This window comes from Amedibacillus dolichus DSM 3991 (genome assembly GCF_000154285.1).
Lineage (GTDB): Bacteria > Bacillota_I > Bacilli_A > Erysipelotrichales > Erysipelotrichaceae > Amedibacillus > Amedibacillus dolichus.
The window spans coordinates 26,286-43,790 of record NZ_DS483463.1 but is presented as its reverse complement, the minus strand read 5'-3'; the positions used below and the strand labels follow the sequence as shown (position 1 = coordinate 43,790).

17 protein-coding genes and 1 riboswitch are annotated in these 17,505 nt (G+C 39.9%); of the genes, 5 read left to right on the top strand and 12 right to left on the bottom strand.

Annotation, left to right across the window (positions count from 1 at the left end; translation table 11 throughout):
- Positions 1-71: 71 nt before the first annotated feature.
- The gene (locus tag EUBDOL_RS11420) at positions 72-248 is read left to right on the top strand and encodes a hypothetical protein (protein WP_154645855.1); all 177 of its coding nucleotides are present in this window, start codon (positions 72-74) and stop codon (positions 246-248) included.
- Positions 249-504: 256 nt separating this feature from the next.
- Here EUBDOL_RS11420 and guaA read toward each other — a convergent pair whose 3' ends face one another.
- The 11 genes from guaA to EUBDOL_RS00890 all read right to left on the bottom strand — a co-directional run bounded on the left by guaA (position 505) and on the right by EUBDOL_RS00890 (position 12,048).
- A complete protein-coding gene (gene guaA, locus EUBDOL_RS00940; RefSeq protein ID WP_004797566.1) occupies positions 505-1,797 on the bottom strand; it encodes a glutamine-hydrolyzing GMP synthase in 1,293 nt (430 codons plus the stop codon).
- Between the two features lie 118 nt (positions 1,798-1,915).
- A complete protein-coding gene (locus EUBDOL_RS00935; protein WP_004797564.1) occupies positions 1,916-2,473 on the bottom strand; it encodes a nucleotidyltransferase family protein in 558 nt (185 codons plus the stop codon).
- Positions 2,463-4,739, bottom strand: coding sequence for a xanthine dehydrogenase family protein molybdopterin-binding subunit (locus EUBDOL_RS00930; RefSeq protein WP_004797562.1), 2,277 nt, complete (start codon positions 4,737-4,739; stop codon positions 2,463-2,465). Before EUBDOL_RS00930 ends, EUBDOL_RS00935 begins: the two co-directional genes overlap by 11 nt.
- A gap of 4 nt (positions 4,740-4,743) precedes the next feature.
- Positions 4,744-5,202 carry a (2Fe-2S)-binding protein gene (locus tag EUBDOL_RS00925; RefSeq protein WP_004797560.1) on the bottom strand — a complete coding sequence of 153 codons (459 nt, stop codon included), beginning with the start codon at positions 5,200-5,202 and terminating at the stop codon, positions 4,744-4,746.
- Positions 5,193-5,966, bottom strand: a complete 774-nt coding sequence (locus EUBDOL_RS00920) for an FAD binding domain-containing protein (RefSeq protein ID WP_040462810.1) — start codon at positions 5,964-5,966, stop codon at positions 5,193-5,195. Before EUBDOL_RS00920 ends, EUBDOL_RS00925 begins: the two co-directional genes overlap by 10 nt.
- Positions 5,967-5,982: 16 nt before the next feature.
- Positions 5,983-6,738 carry an ABC transporter ATP-binding protein gene (locus tag EUBDOL_RS00915; protein ID WP_004797557.1) on the bottom strand — a complete coding sequence of 252 codons (756 nt, stop codon included), beginning with the start codon at positions 6,736-6,738 and terminating at the stop codon, positions 5,983-5,985.
- Positions 6,735-7,700 (bottom strand): FecCD family ABC transporter permease, encoded by a 966-nt coding sequence (locus tag EUBDOL_RS00910; RefSeq protein ID WP_004797556.1) that lies wholly within the window; start codon positions 7,698-7,700, stop codon positions 6,735-6,737. The genes EUBDOL_RS00915 and EUBDOL_RS00910 overlap by 4 nt, the downstream gene beginning before the upstream one ends.
- A gap of 1 nt (position 7,701) precedes the next feature.
- Complete coding sequence (locus EUBDOL_RS00905) at positions 7,702-8,694, bottom strand: ABC transporter substrate-binding protein (RefSeq protein ID WP_004797554.1); 993 nt, start codon at positions 8,692-8,694, stop codon at positions 7,702-7,704.
- Positions 8,691-9,188, bottom strand: a complete 498-nt coding sequence (locus EUBDOL_RS00900; protein WP_004797553.1) for a nucleoside-triphosphatase — start codon at positions 9,186-9,188, stop codon at positions 8,691-8,693. The genes EUBDOL_RS00905 and EUBDOL_RS00900 overlap by 4 nt, the downstream gene beginning before the upstream one ends.
- Before the next feature lies 1 nt (position 9,189).
- Positions 9,190-10,524: a uracil-xanthine permease family protein gene (locus EUBDOL_RS00895; protein WP_022420207.1), complete on the bottom strand. Its 1,335-nt coding sequence runs from the start codon at positions 10,522-10,524 to the stop codon at positions 9,190-9,192.
- A 50-nt stretch (positions 10,525-10,574) separates the two neighbouring features.
- Positions 10,575-10,675: riboswitch (purine riboswitch) on the bottom strand.
- 77 nt (positions 10,676-10,752) lie between these two features.
- On the bottom strand, positions 10,753-12,048 hold the full coding sequence (locus EUBDOL_RS00890) for a cation:proton antiporter (RefSeq protein WP_004797549.1): 1,296 nt from the start codon (positions 12,046-12,048) through the stop codon (positions 10,753-10,755).
- A 251-nt stretch (positions 12,049-12,299) separates the two neighbouring features.
- On the opposite strand from EUBDOL_RS00890, the gene EUBDOL_RS00885 reads away from it, so the two are divergent.
- The gene (locus EUBDOL_RS00885; protein WP_148495294.1) at positions 12,300-12,884 is read left to right on the top strand and encodes a hypothetical protein; all 585 of its coding nucleotides are present in this window, start codon (positions 12,300-12,302) and stop codon (positions 12,882-12,884) included.
- A gap of 291 nt (positions 12,885-13,175) precedes the next feature.
- On the opposite strand, the gene EUBDOL_RS00880 is transcribed toward EUBDOL_RS00885, so the two are convergent.
- Positions 13,176-13,634 (bottom strand): low molecular weight protein-tyrosine-phosphatase, encoded by a 459-nt coding sequence (locus EUBDOL_RS00880; RefSeq protein ID WP_022420210.1) that lies wholly within the window; start codon positions 13,632-13,634, stop codon positions 13,176-13,178.
- A gap of 312 nt (positions 13,635-13,946) precedes the next feature.
- Here EUBDOL_RS00880 and pyrR point away from each other — a divergent pair, with 312 nt between their 5' ends.
- The 3 genes from pyrR to EUBDOL_RS00865 all read left to right on the top strand — a co-directional run bounded on the left by pyrR (position 13,947) and on the right by EUBDOL_RS00865 (position 17,376).
- Complete coding sequence (pyrR, locus tag EUBDOL_RS00875; RefSeq protein ID WP_004797542.1) at positions 13,947-14,456, top strand: bifunctional pyr operon transcriptional regulator/uracil phosphoribosyltransferase PyrR; 510 nt, start codon at positions 13,947-13,949, stop codon at positions 14,454-14,456.
- An 11-nt stretch (positions 14,457-14,467) separates the two neighbouring features.
- Positions 14,468-15,505 carry a M42 family metallopeptidase gene (locus EUBDOL_RS00870; RefSeq protein ID WP_004797541.1) on the top strand — a complete coding sequence of 346 codons (1,038 nt, stop codon included), beginning with the start codon at positions 14,468-14,470 and terminating at the stop codon, positions 15,503-15,505.
- Positions 15,506-15,603: 98 nt separating this feature from the next.
- Positions 15,604-17,376 (top strand): M3 family oligoendopeptidase, encoded by a 1,773-nt coding sequence (locus tag EUBDOL_RS00865; protein WP_004797539.1) that lies wholly within the window; start codon positions 15,604-15,606, stop codon positions 17,374-17,376.
- Positions 17,377-17,505 lie beyond the last annotated feature (129 nt).

The following is a 17,505-nucleotide window of genomic DNA, read 5'->3' as shown; positions in this document are numbered from 1 at the left end:
ATAATATAGGCGACTCATTAAAGTTAAAAAATAAATCATATTTTATGAAAAGTAAAAAGGAGATGAAATTAATGAAGAAAATTAAGTGTCCTAATTGTGGATGCATCGTGGAGTATGAAGATAAATCTGTTTGGGAAGGAAATCGAGATTTCGAAGATGTAAATTGCCCAAAGTGTAACGAATTACTTACTAGAATATTTACTGATGGATTCCCAAATCCACATATAGTTGAAAGCAACCAAAAATAAACACCAATTCGGTGGATTATTATTTGTAAGTCAGAAGAAAATCATCATGGTTTTCTTCTTTTTTATCTCCATTCTCATGGCTATCAATATTTTTTACATCACATTTACATCACGAGTACATTTCCTGTACTCACAACACTTTAATTTTTGGGATATCTACATTAAAATCAGATACTTTATAACAGGTATCTCCCACAAACATAAGAAAAAAGCCCAGTATTTTGGGCTTTCACTATAAAATATAAACTATGACGGTCTATTCCCACTCAATCGTTCCGCATGGTTTCGGTGTCAAATCATAGCACACACGATTTACATTCGGTACCTCTTTCAAAATACGATCTGTAATCTTCTCCAAGATTGCCCAATCAATCTGTTCAATAGAAGCCGTCATCGCATCAATCGTATTCACCGCACGCAGAATCACCGGATACTCAAAGCACCTAGCATTATTCTTCACACCAACGGATTTAAAATCAGGAACAATGGTAAAATACTGCCAAACCTTTTGATCCAAACCACTCTTCGCAAATTCTTCACGAAGAATCGCATCAGATTCACGAACTGCCTCCAAACGTTCCCTTGTAATCGCTCCAAGACAGCGAACACCTAAGCCCGGTCCCGGGAATGGCTGACGATATACCATATCATGAGGTAAACCTAGCTCCACACCACATGCACGTACTTCATCTTTAAACAGATAATACAATGGCTCTACCAATTCAAATTCCAAATCTTCAGGAAGACCGCCCACATTATGATGTGATTTAACTACCTTCGCAGTCTTTGTCCCACTCTCCACAATATCCGGATAAATCGTTCCTTGTGCTAAGAAATCAATTCCTTCCAATTTACGAGCCTCTTCCTCAAAAACGCGAATAAACTCAGCACCGATAATCTTGCGCTTTGCTTCGGGATCGTCAACATTTTCAAGCTTTTTCAAAAAACGTTCACTTGCATCAACATAAACAAGATTTGCGTCCATTTGATTTTTAAATACTTCCACAACACTTTCAGACTCGCCCTTACGCATCAAGCCATGATTTACATGCACACACACCAATTGCTTACCAATAGCCTTGATCAGCATTGCCGCAACAACAGAAGAATCCACTCCACCGGATAATGCCAACAATACTTTTTTATCACCAACCTGCGAACGAATGCGTTCCACTTGATCCGCAACAAAGTTCTTCATATTCCAATTCGCTTCTGCCTTACAAGTAGCAAACACAAAATCCTTCAGCTGTTCTTCTGTTGGATAAGCACTTAATTTTACCTCGCAGCATGCCAAAGCATGATCAATCGCAATCACAGGATAGCCAGCTTCATAAATTTCCGGCAAAACATCAATATCCTTACCATCAACATGACGATGCTCTCCACCATTCAAAATTACACCCTTAACATTTGGCAATTGATTTAATTCTTCCTTCGTAATATCATGCGGGTGAATCTCACTGTAAACACCAAGAGCACGAATTTCTCTGGCAAGTGTCGTATTCTCACTGCTTCCTAAGTCTAAAATAACAATCATATCCTGTTTCATTTTCAAACTCTCCTTATGTATGTATTTTACTCCTTTAGTTTACCACAATCCCCTAAAGAGATAAATGTAATTATACTTTTTTTCTACCTTCACAAACTATTATGAAGCAATCCGTATGCTAATTTTCATAAATATCAGCTAAGGTATCGACATCACATACCTCTTTTTCACTTAACTCTACAAACCGACAGCTTTCTAAATGATATAGCGCTATCCCTTTTGCCCCCCGATCACCCGACAGCCTCTCCAATTCCTCACGATAACAAATCGGAAAAAGCATCGGGTTTTGAATCATACCTTGATATCTTCCACAAACAATATGCTCATCGCTTGCTAGCACCATCATACGTACAAGACTTTCCTTCTTAATATATGGCATATCTCCATTCAAAAACATTACTGCATCTGCATCTTTACATTCCTGCAACCCCACCAACAAGGAAGAAGATAAGCCTTTTTGCGGTTGTGGATTCCAAACACAGACAGCCTTTCGTTTGCTTAGCAGCTGCTTTATCTCTGGATACTGCGTAACCACATAAATAGCATGAAAATCCAATTGCTCTACTACATCTAAAACATGCTCCAATATACATTTTCCATGCAAAGAGTAAAGCAGTTTATTTACAGGAAAGCGACTGGCAAAACCAGCCGCCGGAATGATCAAATCAATCTTCATCTTTTTTCAACAGCAGCTTTTCAGCGGTAATCGGTAAGGTACGCACTTGAAATCCGGTTGCATGTGCACAAGCAGAGGCAATCGCTGGAGCCGGTGTATTGATAACAACCTCTCCGATGGATTTTGCTCCAAATGGTCCACTGCTTTCATAGCTGCTTTCAAAATCAACTCGAATCTTTCCAACGTCCATACGTGTTGGTATTTTATATTGCATAAAAGAATTATTACGCATTTTACCGGACGTAGAATATGTAACATCTTCATATAAAGCCATGCCGATTCCTTGTGCAATGCCTCCCTCAGCTTGAATGCGAGCAAGATTACTATTGATGATCGTACCACAATCCACAACAGAAACATAGTCATGTAAAATAATTTCACCGGTTGCCTTATCGACATCAACTTCGGCAATACCTACCATAAACGGAGGCGGTGAAGTTGGTGAAACATGCGATGCACTAGCTATCATCGCAATTCCTTTATGTCCGCCAAAGCATGCATCTGCAAAATCCTTTAGGCTCATTTCTTTATGATCCTCAATGGCATAAATCATATTGCCATCAAAGCTGATATGCGAAGGATCAACCTCCATAAAAACACTCGCTTCAACAATCATTTTTTGTTTTAATTCCTCGCAAGCCTTTACCACAGCCATACCCGTTACATAGGTTGTTGCCGATGCGTAGGAGCCCGTATCATAAGGAGAAGCATCGGTATCTACACCAAGGGTTACGATTTGATCAATATCACATTCTAAACATTCAGCTGCTATTTGCGCTAAAACCGTATCACAGCCTGTTCCCATATCGGTTGCGCCAATGGATAACGTATAAAAACCATCATCTTGTAATTTAATATCTACAGTACCGATATCAATATTAGCAATACCGGATCCCTGCATAGCAAGTGCAACACCTAAACCACGTACCTTATCCCCCATATCACGCTTTAACGGCTTGTTCTTCCAATCGATCATTTCCATCGCTTTTAACAGACAGCGATCCAATGTACAGCTTTGAAGTTTTTCATTGTAATACTGCCCCATAACTTCCCCTTCACGAACCATATTCTTCAAGCGCAGCTCACATGGATCAATTTGCAGTTCATCTGCCAACTCATTTACAATGGATTCTATTGCAAACAAACCTTGCGTTGCCCCATAGCCTCGATAAGCACCTGCTTGCATCGTATTGGTATATACTACATCATACGTAAAACGACTTGCTTCCACATGATTATAAAGTGGTAAAGACTTATGTCCGGATAAACCGACCGTTGTAGGTGCATGCTCTCCATACGCTCCGGTATTGGACAAGGTATACAAATCAATCGCTTTGATGATACCTTCTTTATCAGCACCGATTTTCACACGCATCTGCATTTCATGACGTGAATTGCTGGCTGTAAAGGTCTCTTCGCGTGTATATACAATTTTACTTGGCTTTTTAAGTTTCCATGTTACAAAAGCCGCAAAAATTTCACAGCAGCCGGTTTGTTTAGCTCCAAAGCCACCACCGATGCGTGGCTTTACAACACGAATCTTACTTTTCGAAATTTCCAATGCATTGGATAAGATCCGGCGAACATGGAAAGGAATCTGTGTAGAGCTTACTACATTTAAGCGCTCATAGGCATCTATATATGCATAACTGCGGAAGGTTTCCATCATTGCCTGTGCATTGGCCTTCGTATGATAAACTCGTTCCAACACCACATCACAATCCGATAAAACACGCTCAACATCACCGATTACACTTGCTCCGCTGCAACAGATATTACGCTGACGCTCATTTCCAATCTCACAAAGCATTTTATAGTCATCTTCCTTATGTACGACTACCGAATGATCGATTGCCTGACGAAAATCAATTACCGCATCATATACTTCATAATCAACCTTGATAAGCTTCATCGCTTTTTCGCAGCAACTCTCATCTGTTCCTACAACAATCGCGACTTCATCTCCTACATAACGCACAATTTCATCTAAGATCTTACGATCGTATGGAGAAGGCTCTGGATAAGATTGTCCTGCTAAGGTAAAACGAGATGATGGTACATCTTTATATGTATAAATAGCTACAATACCGGGAATGCGCAAAGCGCTTGTTGTATCAATGCTACGAATTTTGGCATGTGCATGAGGGGAGCGTAAAAGCTTAATAATCAAGCAGTCCTTTAATGCCAAATCATCGCAATAAACCGGTTTTCCACTAAGTAGAGCATACGCATCTTTTTTCACGATAGGCTGGTTGATATATTTCATGATCCTATGCCTCCTTATGACGTGCGAAATACTTTTCCAAAGCTCGCATCTGTCCCATATAGCCAGTGCAACGGCATAAATTTCCTGCTAAGTAATGATTAATTTCCTCACGGGTTGGATTCTTTAGCTCACGTTCCATAGCAAGCACATTCATAATAAAGCCAGGAGAACAATATCCGCATTGTTCAGCACCTTCCTTCGCCATAAACTGTGCGAATTCATGTGCTTCCTTTTCTAATCCCTCTAAAGTAGTAACCTTTTTTCCATCTACACGAACAGCTAACATACTACAAGAAAGAATAGGCTTTTCATCTACCCACACTGTACAAAGTCCGCAGTTTGTTGTTTCACAACCACGCTTCACACTAAAATAGCCATGCGCTCTTAAAAAATCAAGCAGCACCATATCCGGCTGAATATCATCTTTGATAAGTGTTCCGTTTACATGAATACTTACTTGCATACCTTTCCCTCCAATTGCTCTAACACTCGTCTGCATAAAGCCCCTACTAATTTTCGGCGATATTCCTTACTAGCACGCATATTATCATCAAGTTCTACCTGCTCACTTACCACTTGGCAAACCTCTTCGACTGCTAACTTTTCAATCTCGAAACGTACCGCCTTATATGGTCGTGCTCCAACACAAATTACATAGCCTTTTTCATACGTGCTTGCGGATATATTTAATAGTGATAAATCCGTTGCACTTTTACGTACGCAGGCAAATGCCTTTCGCTCTTTGTTTTTATGTACGATCACATGGGTAATGATATCTCGCATATATGGCATCTGTACGAATTTCGCTAATGGTATGACTCCGCCATGATAAAGCACGACATCACAATCCAAGCATAAAAAAGCGGTTAATACATCAGAAAAGCCAAAGCGGGAATACAGGCTGCCACCAAGAGTTGCTAAATTACGTAGCTGTACACCAACGATATCCTTTACACTATCACGAATAATATGATCACACCATGCGTTCAAGGAAGCATGTGTTTCTAAAGTTCGCAATGTTGTCATTGCGCCGATGGTAAATACATCTTCACTTTCTTCAATTTTGTCCAATCCCAAATCACCTAAATCAATCGCACAGGGAATCAGGCGATCCTCCATTTTCAGCCAACACATACCACCAAGAATTTGATTGTTGCGGTTTTTAGTTAGCAATGTATAAGCTTCCTCTAGCGATTGTGCTTTAACATATTGTTGAATACGCAGCATAAGTATCTCTCCTTTTTTATATTCGATCTTCCTTTGTATCAACAGCAAAGCTGCTGCCATACAATTCCTTATAAGCTTCATAAAGCTGCTCTTTCATATTTCCATCTTCCTTACGCAGATGGGCGTATAGACTTCCTTCATGTAAAATTAAAATTTCATCTCCATAAGCTAAGGCAAGACGGGGATCGTGCATGCTCATAAGAATGCTTTTCTCCTCTCCCTTCAGCTCCTTTATCTTTTCCATAAAGACATGCTGCTTATGGATATCCAAATATGTGCAGGGCTCGTCCATCAGCATCACCTGTGCATCTTGTATCAATGCCTTCGCTAAATATACAAGCTGTAGCTCACCGCCACTGATTTCATGTAAATACTTGCCCTTTAAATGCTCAATATTTAATTTTTTCAGCCAGCTGTCCACTGCTTCATAATCCTGTTTCTTAGGCATTGCCAATACGGATAAGCAACGTGTACGTCCTGCTACGATGCAGTCCTCCACAAGCATATCTTCAACCAGCTCTTTCATCTGTGCAGCATAGCTAAAGATTGCCGCATGCTCTTTATCACGTAAGGCAGCACAATCAATGCCACAATATAAAACTTGTCCACCACTTAATGGATAATAGCGCAACATACTTTTTAATAAGCTGGTTTTACCTGCTCCGTTTTCTCCAAGCAGCATAACCATGCGTCCTTTATGAAGCGTAAAGCTAATGCTTTCTAGTATTTTTTGCTTTTGCAAGCAAAGTGATAATTGTCTTACCCGAATCATAATCGCAATCTTCCCTTCACAAAAAGCACAAGCAAACATACCGCCCCGAAAAAACTTGTTAAAATACTGATCGGCAATTCGATTACAAATAACGAACGTGAAAGAATATCACAGACTAATAAAAACCAAGCACCACATAAAAAGGTAAAACCCAGGCTTTTTGAAACCATCTGTTTATGTATTTGACGTACGATATGCGGAATCAGCAGACCTACCCAGCTTACCACACCGGCAAAGCTTATCACACTGGAAACAAGCAAAGTGGCTAACAGCAAAGCAATCACAGTTATCATTCGTGTGGAAATTCCCATGGTTCTTGCTTCCTCACCAAAAGCCAGCATTTGTATTTGCCAACGAAAAAGATACAGCAAAGCAAAGCTAACCGCAATCAAGATGAACGCAATTCCGACACTTGTCCAAGTAGCATTGGAAAAGCCTCCCATCAACCAATATTCTATACTGGCAAGCTCTTGGTTTGGATCAGCACTGATTTTTAAAAGCATCAAAGCAGCACTCATGATTGCTTGTACAACAATACCGATTACAACGAGATTCAACACACGATTTCCTTTTATACGATGTGCCAACAGCATCGTTAATACTACTGCCAGCATTCCTCCAAGAAAGGAATACAGCTGCAAGGCAAACATACCTCCGGCAGTTAAAATGGCAATTGCCGCTCCTAAAGAACAGCCACTTGCTGCCCCAATAACATCACCGCTAGCTAAGGGATTTTTGAAAATCGTTTGAAAGATATAGCCGGAAACAGCAAGGGCTCCTCCACTCATTACCACAAGCAGCATGCGTGGCATACGTATGTTCCATATTAGCCTTTGCGTAAGCATATCTCCTTGCTGCATAAGTGCCTGCAAAACCTCCTCTATGCTGCTGCCATATCGTCCTATAAATAAAGCCGCCAACATTGTTGTAAACAAGAGCGCTGCCATCATTCCCTTTTTCATATCAGAAACCTAATTGTTCTCCTGTTACATCAATATCATAAAACTGCTTGTAGAAGTCTATTGCCTCTTTTTCCACAGCCTCCATAGAAACCTCTTGCGGATAAAGAATCGCAGCACACCATAATGTTCCTAAACAACTGGAAAGGTTTGGGGTATCCCATGTTTCCAAAGCACTGGGAAAAACATATACCTGTTTATTTTTAACTGCCCTCAGTTCTTGCAGACTTTCATCCGCATACACTTCCTCGCTTGTTATTCCTCCGTTTTCAAGTAGGATATAAGCCGGATTTAAGGATAATAGAGTTTCCACATTGATGCTTTGCCAGCCACGATTACCTTCCTGCGCATAAGCGTTGATGCCTTTTGCATCATGAATCACCTCTGCCTGATACATATCCTTACCCGCAGCCTGAAGCAAATCAAGTCCTGCCATATATACTTGCTTACTGTCATCTGCCTCAAAATCCAAATACGTATCATACAATTCCTTACGATAAGCAAAATAATCTTCCGCAGCCTCTTCCTTACCGCATACCTTAGCAATGATTTGAACCGCCTCGTCATACTGCTCCTGGGTTTCCGGATTTAATAAAACCGTTGCGATTCCCAATTCCTCAAGCTGTGCTGCATATTCCTTTAAGCTTACCGGCAAAAAAACAACGTCCGGATCTGCTTTTGCACATTCTTCCACATGAAACATCTTTTTATTTCCCAAAGCCGGCAAATCTAAGAGCTTCGAAGCTGCCGCTTTATAAATCGGGCGCGTTTCCGCCTTCATTTCCACACCGGTAAGCATGTCCTCTCCACCTAAGCCGATGATCGTTGTTGTAGCGATATAATAGCCGCTTGCAACTTTTTCCGCCGGTTTTTCCAACGTTACCTTACGTCCACCTTGATCAACGATTGTAATTCCTTCTACCTGCTGCGCTTGGCTGCAACCAAACAAAGAAAGGCTCATCATGACTGCAAGGCAGAAAGCCGTCATTTTTTTCATAAGCTATCCTCCACATACATTTTCAGTAAGGTCTTAACCTCGTTTTTTGACAGCTTGTCAAAATCCAAAAGCAAGACATCTTTCCGTTTTTTTATCTCTACTATATATTGTATATCACATTTGCGTAAAACACCAATAATGTTATTAAAGGCATCAATATTTTCTTTAAGCTGTGCTAAATATGCTGTTTCATTTTGTTCTAAGAAGCCGATTTCATCTAAAATCAAAAAACGATTCCGATAATGTAAACATTCCTTTAACACCTCAACCCCAAAGCTATTGAAAACATTGGGAATTACCTCTTTTTGTTTTGAAAAACGTACATCATTGATTTCTCTATCCACTAGAGCATGCAACATAAAGCCAACACGCTTATTTTCTTCATAAAAAGGAAGTGTCATAAAGCCACAAACGCTTATCTGACACTCCTTGATAATTTCTTGAATACATGTGGATTTTCCTACTCCCTTTTCACCGGTTAGAAAAATCTTCATCTTATTCCTCGCTTAGCTGTACTTCCTTCGCCTTATCCTCTGCACGCTTTGGCAAAATCAAATTTAATACCGTTGCAATTACAAAGGTCATAATGATACCGTTTTGAGCGAAGATATTGCTTACCCATTCCGGAAGCTGAGCAAGCACCGCAGGTACATTTCCGATTCCAACTCCGATTCCGATTGCCAATGCAACAATCAAGCCATCACGTTCTGTTAGTGGCTGTCTGGTAAGAGATTGAATACCACTTACTAAAATCATCGCAAACATAATAACCGCAGCTCCCCCCAGCACAGACTGTGGCATTACCGAAAATAATGCACTCAGCTTCGGACAGAAGCCACAAAGCAATAGGAATACGGCACCGGTCATAATGACAAAGCGATTAACGACCTTAGTTACGGTTACCAAGCCGACATTTTGAGAAAAGGAAGTATTTGGCAGCACCCCAAAAAGCGCACCGACAATAGAACCAAAACCATCTGCCAATACAGATCCCTGCAATTCACGAATACTTGGCTCACGATTCAAACCACCATTACAGATTCCACTGGTATCTCCAATCGTTTCTACCGTTGTCGCAACAAACATAATTCCCATGGCGATAATTGCCTGCATATTAAACTCAAATCCTACCGGCATAAGCTGTGGAAAAGCAATCCAACTAGCTTCTTTAACCTGTGTGAAATCTACCATACCAAGACAGATTGCCAAAAGATACCCGGCTACGATACCGATTAGGATCGAAGCATTATTGATCGTTCCTTTAAATTGCTTAGCAACCAAAATAACGATAATAACAAAAGTACCAACCAACAAGTGATTCGGTGCACCGAAATCAGCTGCACCGCTGCCACCACCGAAATAGTTAATTCCAACCGGCAATAAGGATAAACCGATAGAAATGATTACAAGACTGGTAACAACAGGTGGAAACAATTTGCGCAATGGCTTAATAAAGAAGCCCAGCACCATCTCGAAAATACCACCGATAAAGCTTGCCCCCATCAAAGCACCGTATCCAAACGATGCACCGATTGCTTTTGCCGTACCGATAAAGCCGGAACTTGTTCCCATAACGATTGGCAAGCGTGCTCCAACTTTCCAAATCGGATAAAGTTGAATCAGAGTCGCTACACCGGCAACAAACATCGCATTCTGAATCAAGGTCATCTTCAATGCACCACTCATTTGCAGCATTCCGCAAATGATGATCAATGGTGAAATGTTCCCTAAGAACATTGCTAAGATATGCTGGATTCCAAGTGGAATCGCCTTTTTCAATGGTACGGTACCATCGAGTTGATAAATTGTGTCTTTTTTGTTTTCTTCCATACTTCCTCCAAAATAAAAATTCTCGCAACCAGATTTACGAGAATCAGCATTCATTACAAAAACTGATTCGTAGTCCCAAAGTGTCTGGCTTGGGGTAGAAACATCTGCACCATACTAGCAGAAATATACGAAACGTTACTATTTTACCATAGAACTTGAAAAATAAGTAACTATTTTTTACATTTTATAATTTCTCCACATAAAGAAAAAGATGTCGCAATCGGACATCTAACTTTCTTGAGTTGCTTCGTTTTCTTTCATACGAATATGCTGATCCAACATCGCCTGAGAAGCAGCCTCGTAAGCCTCTACTTCTTCATAATGCTCAAGCAATTCACTATGAACAGCCGCAATATCCGGATCATTTGCACGCTCCTTAAAGACAAATTTCAATAATACTGGTGTAATTACCGTAGTGAATACAACCATGATGATAACCGGTCCGAAGAATTGCTCCTGCATAAGTCCCAATGCAATTCCTTTAGACGCAACAATTAAGGCAACCTCACCACGTGAAATCATACCGACACCGATACGTACGCTCTGTACATTTGTAAAGCCGCAGCAACGAGCTCCTAAACCACAACCGATAATTTTCGATAACAATGCAGCAACGCAAAGCAAGATAGAGAAGATCAAGATTTGTGTACTTAGTTCTGGTAATACGACCTTCAATCCGATGCTAGCAAAGAAAACCGGTGAAATCAGCATATAAGATAAAGTTTCGATACGTGATGCTACATACGTACATTTACTTGTATTGGAAATAATCAAACCGGCAATAAAGGCTCCGGTAATATCGGCTACACCAAAGAAGTGCTCTGCAACATAAGCGAAAATCAAGCAGAATGCAAATGATAATACGGAAAATCTACGCAAAGTATTATCGTGGCGATCAAACCAATACTTAACAAGCTTTCTAGCAAAGAAGCCAACCACACCACTAAATACAAAGAACAATACGATTTTCAACAATACAGCCATAAGATTTACACTTGTATCTGCCATTCCGGTAATTACAGTTAATCCGATAATCCCCAAGATATCATCAATTAAGGCAGCTCCTAAAATTGCATTTCCACTTGCTGTATTCAGCTTGCCCATTTCCTTTAGGGTTTCAACTGTAATACTTACGGAGGTTGCTGTTAAGATAATACCGATAAACATATTTTCCAAAAAGGCATTTGGACTGGTATTATAGAAAGAAGTCAGCACATAACCGAAGGCAAGAGGTACAAGTACACCGATGACCGCAATTACGAAGCTGGAGCCTCCGGTCTTTTTAAGCTCCTCCATATCCGTTTCCAAACCGGCGGAAAACATCAGCACGATAACACCGATCTCCGCAATCTGATTCATAAATTCTGTTTCATGCAGAATTCCTAACATACCCGGACCTAAAATAATTCCGGCTAACAACGCCCCAACAACCTGAGGCATTTCAATACGCTTTGTTATTAAGCCAAATAGCTTTGTACTTATCAAAATAAGCGCAACGTCTAATAAAAAACCATAAGAATCCATAGTATTTCCTCCAAAAACAAAAACCTATTATACTCGCATTTTCGATAAAAGCAATAAATTTAAAACATAAATTTATATGAAAGCGTTAAGCATTTTCGATTTCCGATATTCGTTATTTTTTTCACAATTTTTACCTGCTTTTTCCTAGTAGGTCTTTTGCATTTCTGATGGCTATGCAATACTCTTATATATTGTTTTTAAAGAAAAGCGTGATACAATAAAGCTAAGGAGAAGTATGGGATTCCATGCTTATGATAGCTATGAAAAAACAAATTGTATTATGGAAAAAACTATTCGTGGTATGCTTTATCGCAGCACTTGTATTCGGACTAGCAGGTTGTAGTAAGGAGGAAAAGCTTAAGCCCGAAAAATCTTCACAGCAAACCTCCACATCACAACAGGAAGCTACCTCAAAGAATGATGCAAAGCAGGATCAAGCAAAGAAGGAAAAAGACAATACCGCTTCCACTCCCTCCAACCAAAAAGAGATAGTAAAGGAGAGTGAGCGAAAAGGTGATTATGATGCTACACTATCCGGCTTGGAGGCCTCTCTTGATGATGATATGCTGCGTTTAGATTTAACTTGCAGCGGAGATGAAAACGGTAAAATTTATCTAACAGATGGTGCAACAACAAACGTCGGTCCTATTGACATTCAAAAAGGCGACTTCACCGTCTACTTTTTACTCAATGCTGATAACACTGCCACCTATACCCTTACGATTGAGGCAGCTTCCGGTAAGAAAGCAGAATTTACCATTACACAAAAAATGATTCATGCGGCAATGGACGAAACAGCAATGGATTCAAACGAAAGCGATGAAGGCAATCAATAACCATATATTATGGATTTAACAGTTGCTTAAACAATGAGAGTAGTAAAAACAGATTTCGTATAGAAAATATACTTCATACATGCCGGACATCACATTGCCATATTTGGTTAAGGATATGCGAAAGCTTAAAAGGTATAGGTCAGAAATAAAGCTACTATAAATACTACTATTATGTAATTAGCAAATGATTGAAATTACGTACTATAAAAATATTGATATTTTTGATAAAAAGGGAAGCCGATATTTTCTATCTGCTTCCCTCTATTTATTCCTAACTTATCATAACCAATACTAAAGCTCTTTTTTTAATGTTTCCAATAATGCATTGCAGCCTTCCCATACATCTTGAAAAGTCGCATCAAAATTGCCGGTATACCATGGATCTGCAATACTATCTCTGCGACCAGCAAAGCTTAACAAGCTATATATCTTATGCTGTGGATCGCCACCGCTAATACGCTGCATATTGCGCAAATTGGCTTCGTCCATACCGATTAAATAATCGAAATCCGTATAGTCCTTTTTCGTCATTTGGCGAGCAGCGTGATGCGTGAACGGTATATTCATTTCCCTTAATTTAGCCTTTGTACCATAGTGTACATCATTGCCGATTTCTTCACGACTGGTAGCTGCTGAATCAATATAAAATTGATCTTGCAGCTGCTGCGCTTCAACTAAATACTGCATCACGAACTGACTCATGGTACTGCGGCAAATATTACCATGACATACGAAAAGCACATGTATCATATTTCTATAACTCCTCACATTTTTAATATTTTTCATGAAATCTATATTATTTCATACCTTGATATTTTTCTTTGCATCAACACGCCTATTATACCATTCCCCATCAAATGTTTCTATATCCGCAAAACATATATCCACCGCTATCCTCTACTTTTTTAGCATTCCAATCAAAAAACTATCGTTTTATCCATATCAATCCATCAAAAGCACTGTCTTATCAAACGAAAATACTCTCATATTCTTGGAAAGGATTGCAGAAAAGCAGGCAATTCGTTATACTAAAAGTAATGAAAGAAAGGCAGGTTTTAAAAATTGAAGGAAATCATAGATGCCTTAGGAATGCAGCGCTCTTTGCGCCGTATTACACATGAAATTATCGAACACAACAAAGGAATCGAGGATATTGTATTGGTCGGAATCAAAACACGTGGTGAGGTATTAGCCAAGCGCTTATGCGAGCATATCGCCCAAGTAGAAGGAAAGCAGCTCGAATGCTACGCCCTTGATGTTTTTCATTGGCGCGACGACCATGTAAATCCATCTCCACTGCCAAAAGCCAAGCTTCCCGTAAAAGATAAAAAAGTAATCCTAGTAGACGACGTTTTATTTAAAGGAAGAACCGTTCGAGCTGCCATGGACGCGATCATGTATTTCGGGCGTGCCAAAGAAATTCAGCTCGCCGTTTTGGTAGATCGCGGGCATCGGGAATTACCGATTCGCGCCGATTATATCGGAAAAAACATTCCAAGCTCGATTGATGAAATCATCAAGGTCAAGGTTAAAGAAATCGACGGCAGTGATGGTGTATATATTTTAAATTAAAGGAGGACATTATGCAGAAAGAATATGTGTTACAATTTGCCAAGGAGTTATTATCCATCGACTCTCCTACCGGTTATACGCAACAAGCAATTTCCTTTGTAGAACAGGAAGTACAATCCATGGGGTATCGTACAAAGCGCACCAATAAAGGAAATCTGCTCATTTATGTAGAAGGGAAAAGTCATGATAAAACAGTCGGACTTTGTGCCCATTGCGATACCTTAGGACTTATGGTACGCTCTATTAAAGCAGATGGAAAACTAGCGCTTACCAATTTAGGTGGTCCACTTATTCCAACCCTTGACGGTGAATATTGTCGTATTTATACAAGAGATGGCAAAGCATATAGTGGAACGATCTTATCCACTTCTCCGGCTGCCCATGTATATAAAGACGCTTCTAGTAAACAGAGAACCATCGACAATATGGAAGTCCGCATTGATGAAGTTGTCAAATCAAAAGAGGATACACAAAAGCTAGGCATTCAAAACGGAGATTTTGTAGCCATTGATCCAAAGGTTCAAATCACCGATAGCGGATTTATCAAATCACGCTTTTTAGACGATAAAATCAGTGTATCCGCACTTATCGGAGTTCTTAAGGAGCTGTATGAACAAAAGTTGACACCTGCTTATGATACGATCATCATGATGAGTACCTATGAAGAAGTCGGTCATGGTATGGCCTATATTCCAAAAGAAATAAGTGAGCTATTAGCTGTCGATATGGGCTGTATCGGTGAAGATTTGGCTTGCAGTGAATACGATGTCAGTATATGTGCCAAAGATTCCAGCGGTCCTTACGATTATGAATTTACAACTCGTTTAATCGAATTGGCAAAAAAAGCAGAGCTAAGCTACGCAGTGGATATTTATCCGATGTATGGTTCTGATGTCAGTGCTGCCCGTAACGGCGGAAATGATATCAAAGGAGCATTGATCGGTCCCGGCGTTCATGCATCACATGGCATGGAACGTACACATATTGACGGAGTATGTCAAACAATGAAGCTGATCTTAGCCTATCTTATCAACGAAACGAAGTCCTAGTGCTTCGTTTTTTTACATTTTCATCTTTATAGGATTATCGCATGATGCCTTTTATTTTATGCTATAATAGATAATACAGACATGAATGGAGGAATGTAATGATGAATGAATGGTCTTTAGATGTCCTTTATAAAGGACTTGATGATCCCGCTTATGCAAATGATATGGAGACATTGCAGAAAACACTTACGGAAATGAATGACTTTGTCGATAGCATGTCGCATGAAAACGAAAAGGAAACATTGGTTCATATCATTGAATTGCAAGAGCGCTTGCTGCTAAGCGCCTATAAGCTAAGTGAGTATTTAAGCTTACGTCAATCCACTAACACCAAGGACGCTGATATCGCCAGTGAATTGGAGAAGGTTATGCAGTTACAAAGTCGAGGTTCAAAAGCCATGGCTGCCATGAATCGCTTTGTCGCAGAAACCAAAGAACTAGATGCTTGCATTGAAGCTGATGATTTGTTAAAGGAATATAGCTTCTATTTACACGAATTAAAAGGAGACGGTGCTTATTTGCTAAGCAACGAAGTAGAAGAAGTACTTACGAAAATGGACATCAGCGGAGGAAATGCTTGGGGAAATCTTCAAAGCTATCTTACAAGTACACTTGAGGTCGATTACAACAATGAAAAAACCAACCTTTCCCATATTCGCAACCTTGCCTATGACAGCGATGCACAAGTACGTAAAAGTGCCTACGAAGCGGAATTGGCCAGCTATCAAAAAATACGTGATGCCATCGCCTTTTCCCTAAACAATATCAAAGCACAGGTCATTACGGAATGTGATTTACGTGGATATGAAAGTCCATTGGATATGACGCTAAAGCAATCCCGCATGCAGAAAGCTACACTTGACGCAATGCTTTGCGCAATGAAGGAATACATGCCGATCTTCCATAAATACTTACGCCGTAAAGCAGAGCTGCTAGGTCATAAGAACGGCTTGCCTTGGTATGATCTATTCGCACCATTACCATTTGGCACCAGCAACAAAAAGTTTAGTGTGGAAGATGCTAAACAATATCTGATTTCTCATTTCCGTCCATTTGCTCCGGATATGGCAGATATGATGGAAAAAGCCTTTGATGAAAAATGGATCGATTTCTTTCCACGAAACGGAAAGGTCGGAGGAGCCTTTTGTGCCAACCTGCAATTCGCTAAGCAAAGCCGTATTTTAACAAATTTTGATGGTGGATTGGGTGATATTGTTACATTGGCACATGAGCTAGGACATGCATATCATGGTATGATGAGCGAGAATCATCGCCCGCTTAACTGGGATTACTCTATGCCGGTTGCCGAAACAGCTTCAACCTTTAATGAAAACATCATCATGAATGCTTTAATCGAAGAAAGTGAAGGCGATGAAAAAATCGCTCTTATGGAAACACAGCTGCAGGATCTTGCTCAAATTATGTGTGATATTTATTCTCGCTATGTATTTGAAAGTGAGGTATTCAATCGCAAGAGAAACGGCTTTATGTTCCCAGATGAATTAGAGGCAATTATGCTCGATGCACAAAAGCAAGGCTATGGTGATGGATTAGATGAAAACTATATGCACCCATATATGTGGATCTGTAAATCTCACTATTATTCTTCGCACCTAAGCTTCTACAACTTCCCTTATGCCTTCGGTGGTTTATTCGCAAGAGGTTTGATCGTCAAATATAAAGAGCTAGGTGATGGCTTTGTGGAAAAATATCGTAAGCTATTAAATGCTACTACGGTTTCAAGTGTTGAAGATGTCGCACGTATTGCCGATATTGATCTTACAGATGTAAGCTTCTGGAGAAGTGCTTTGGAAACATGCAAAGCGGATATTGAAAGCTTCTTAGCCGCTACGGAAAGCAAGCTCTCTTAAGTATTTATAAAAACGTGCCCGTGCACGTTTTCTTTTTGCGATATTTTATTGTTCTTCTACATTTCAAAGAAAAAGCAACACTTTTACATCTTAAATAGCTTGACAAGCATTTTTTTATCCCTTATAATT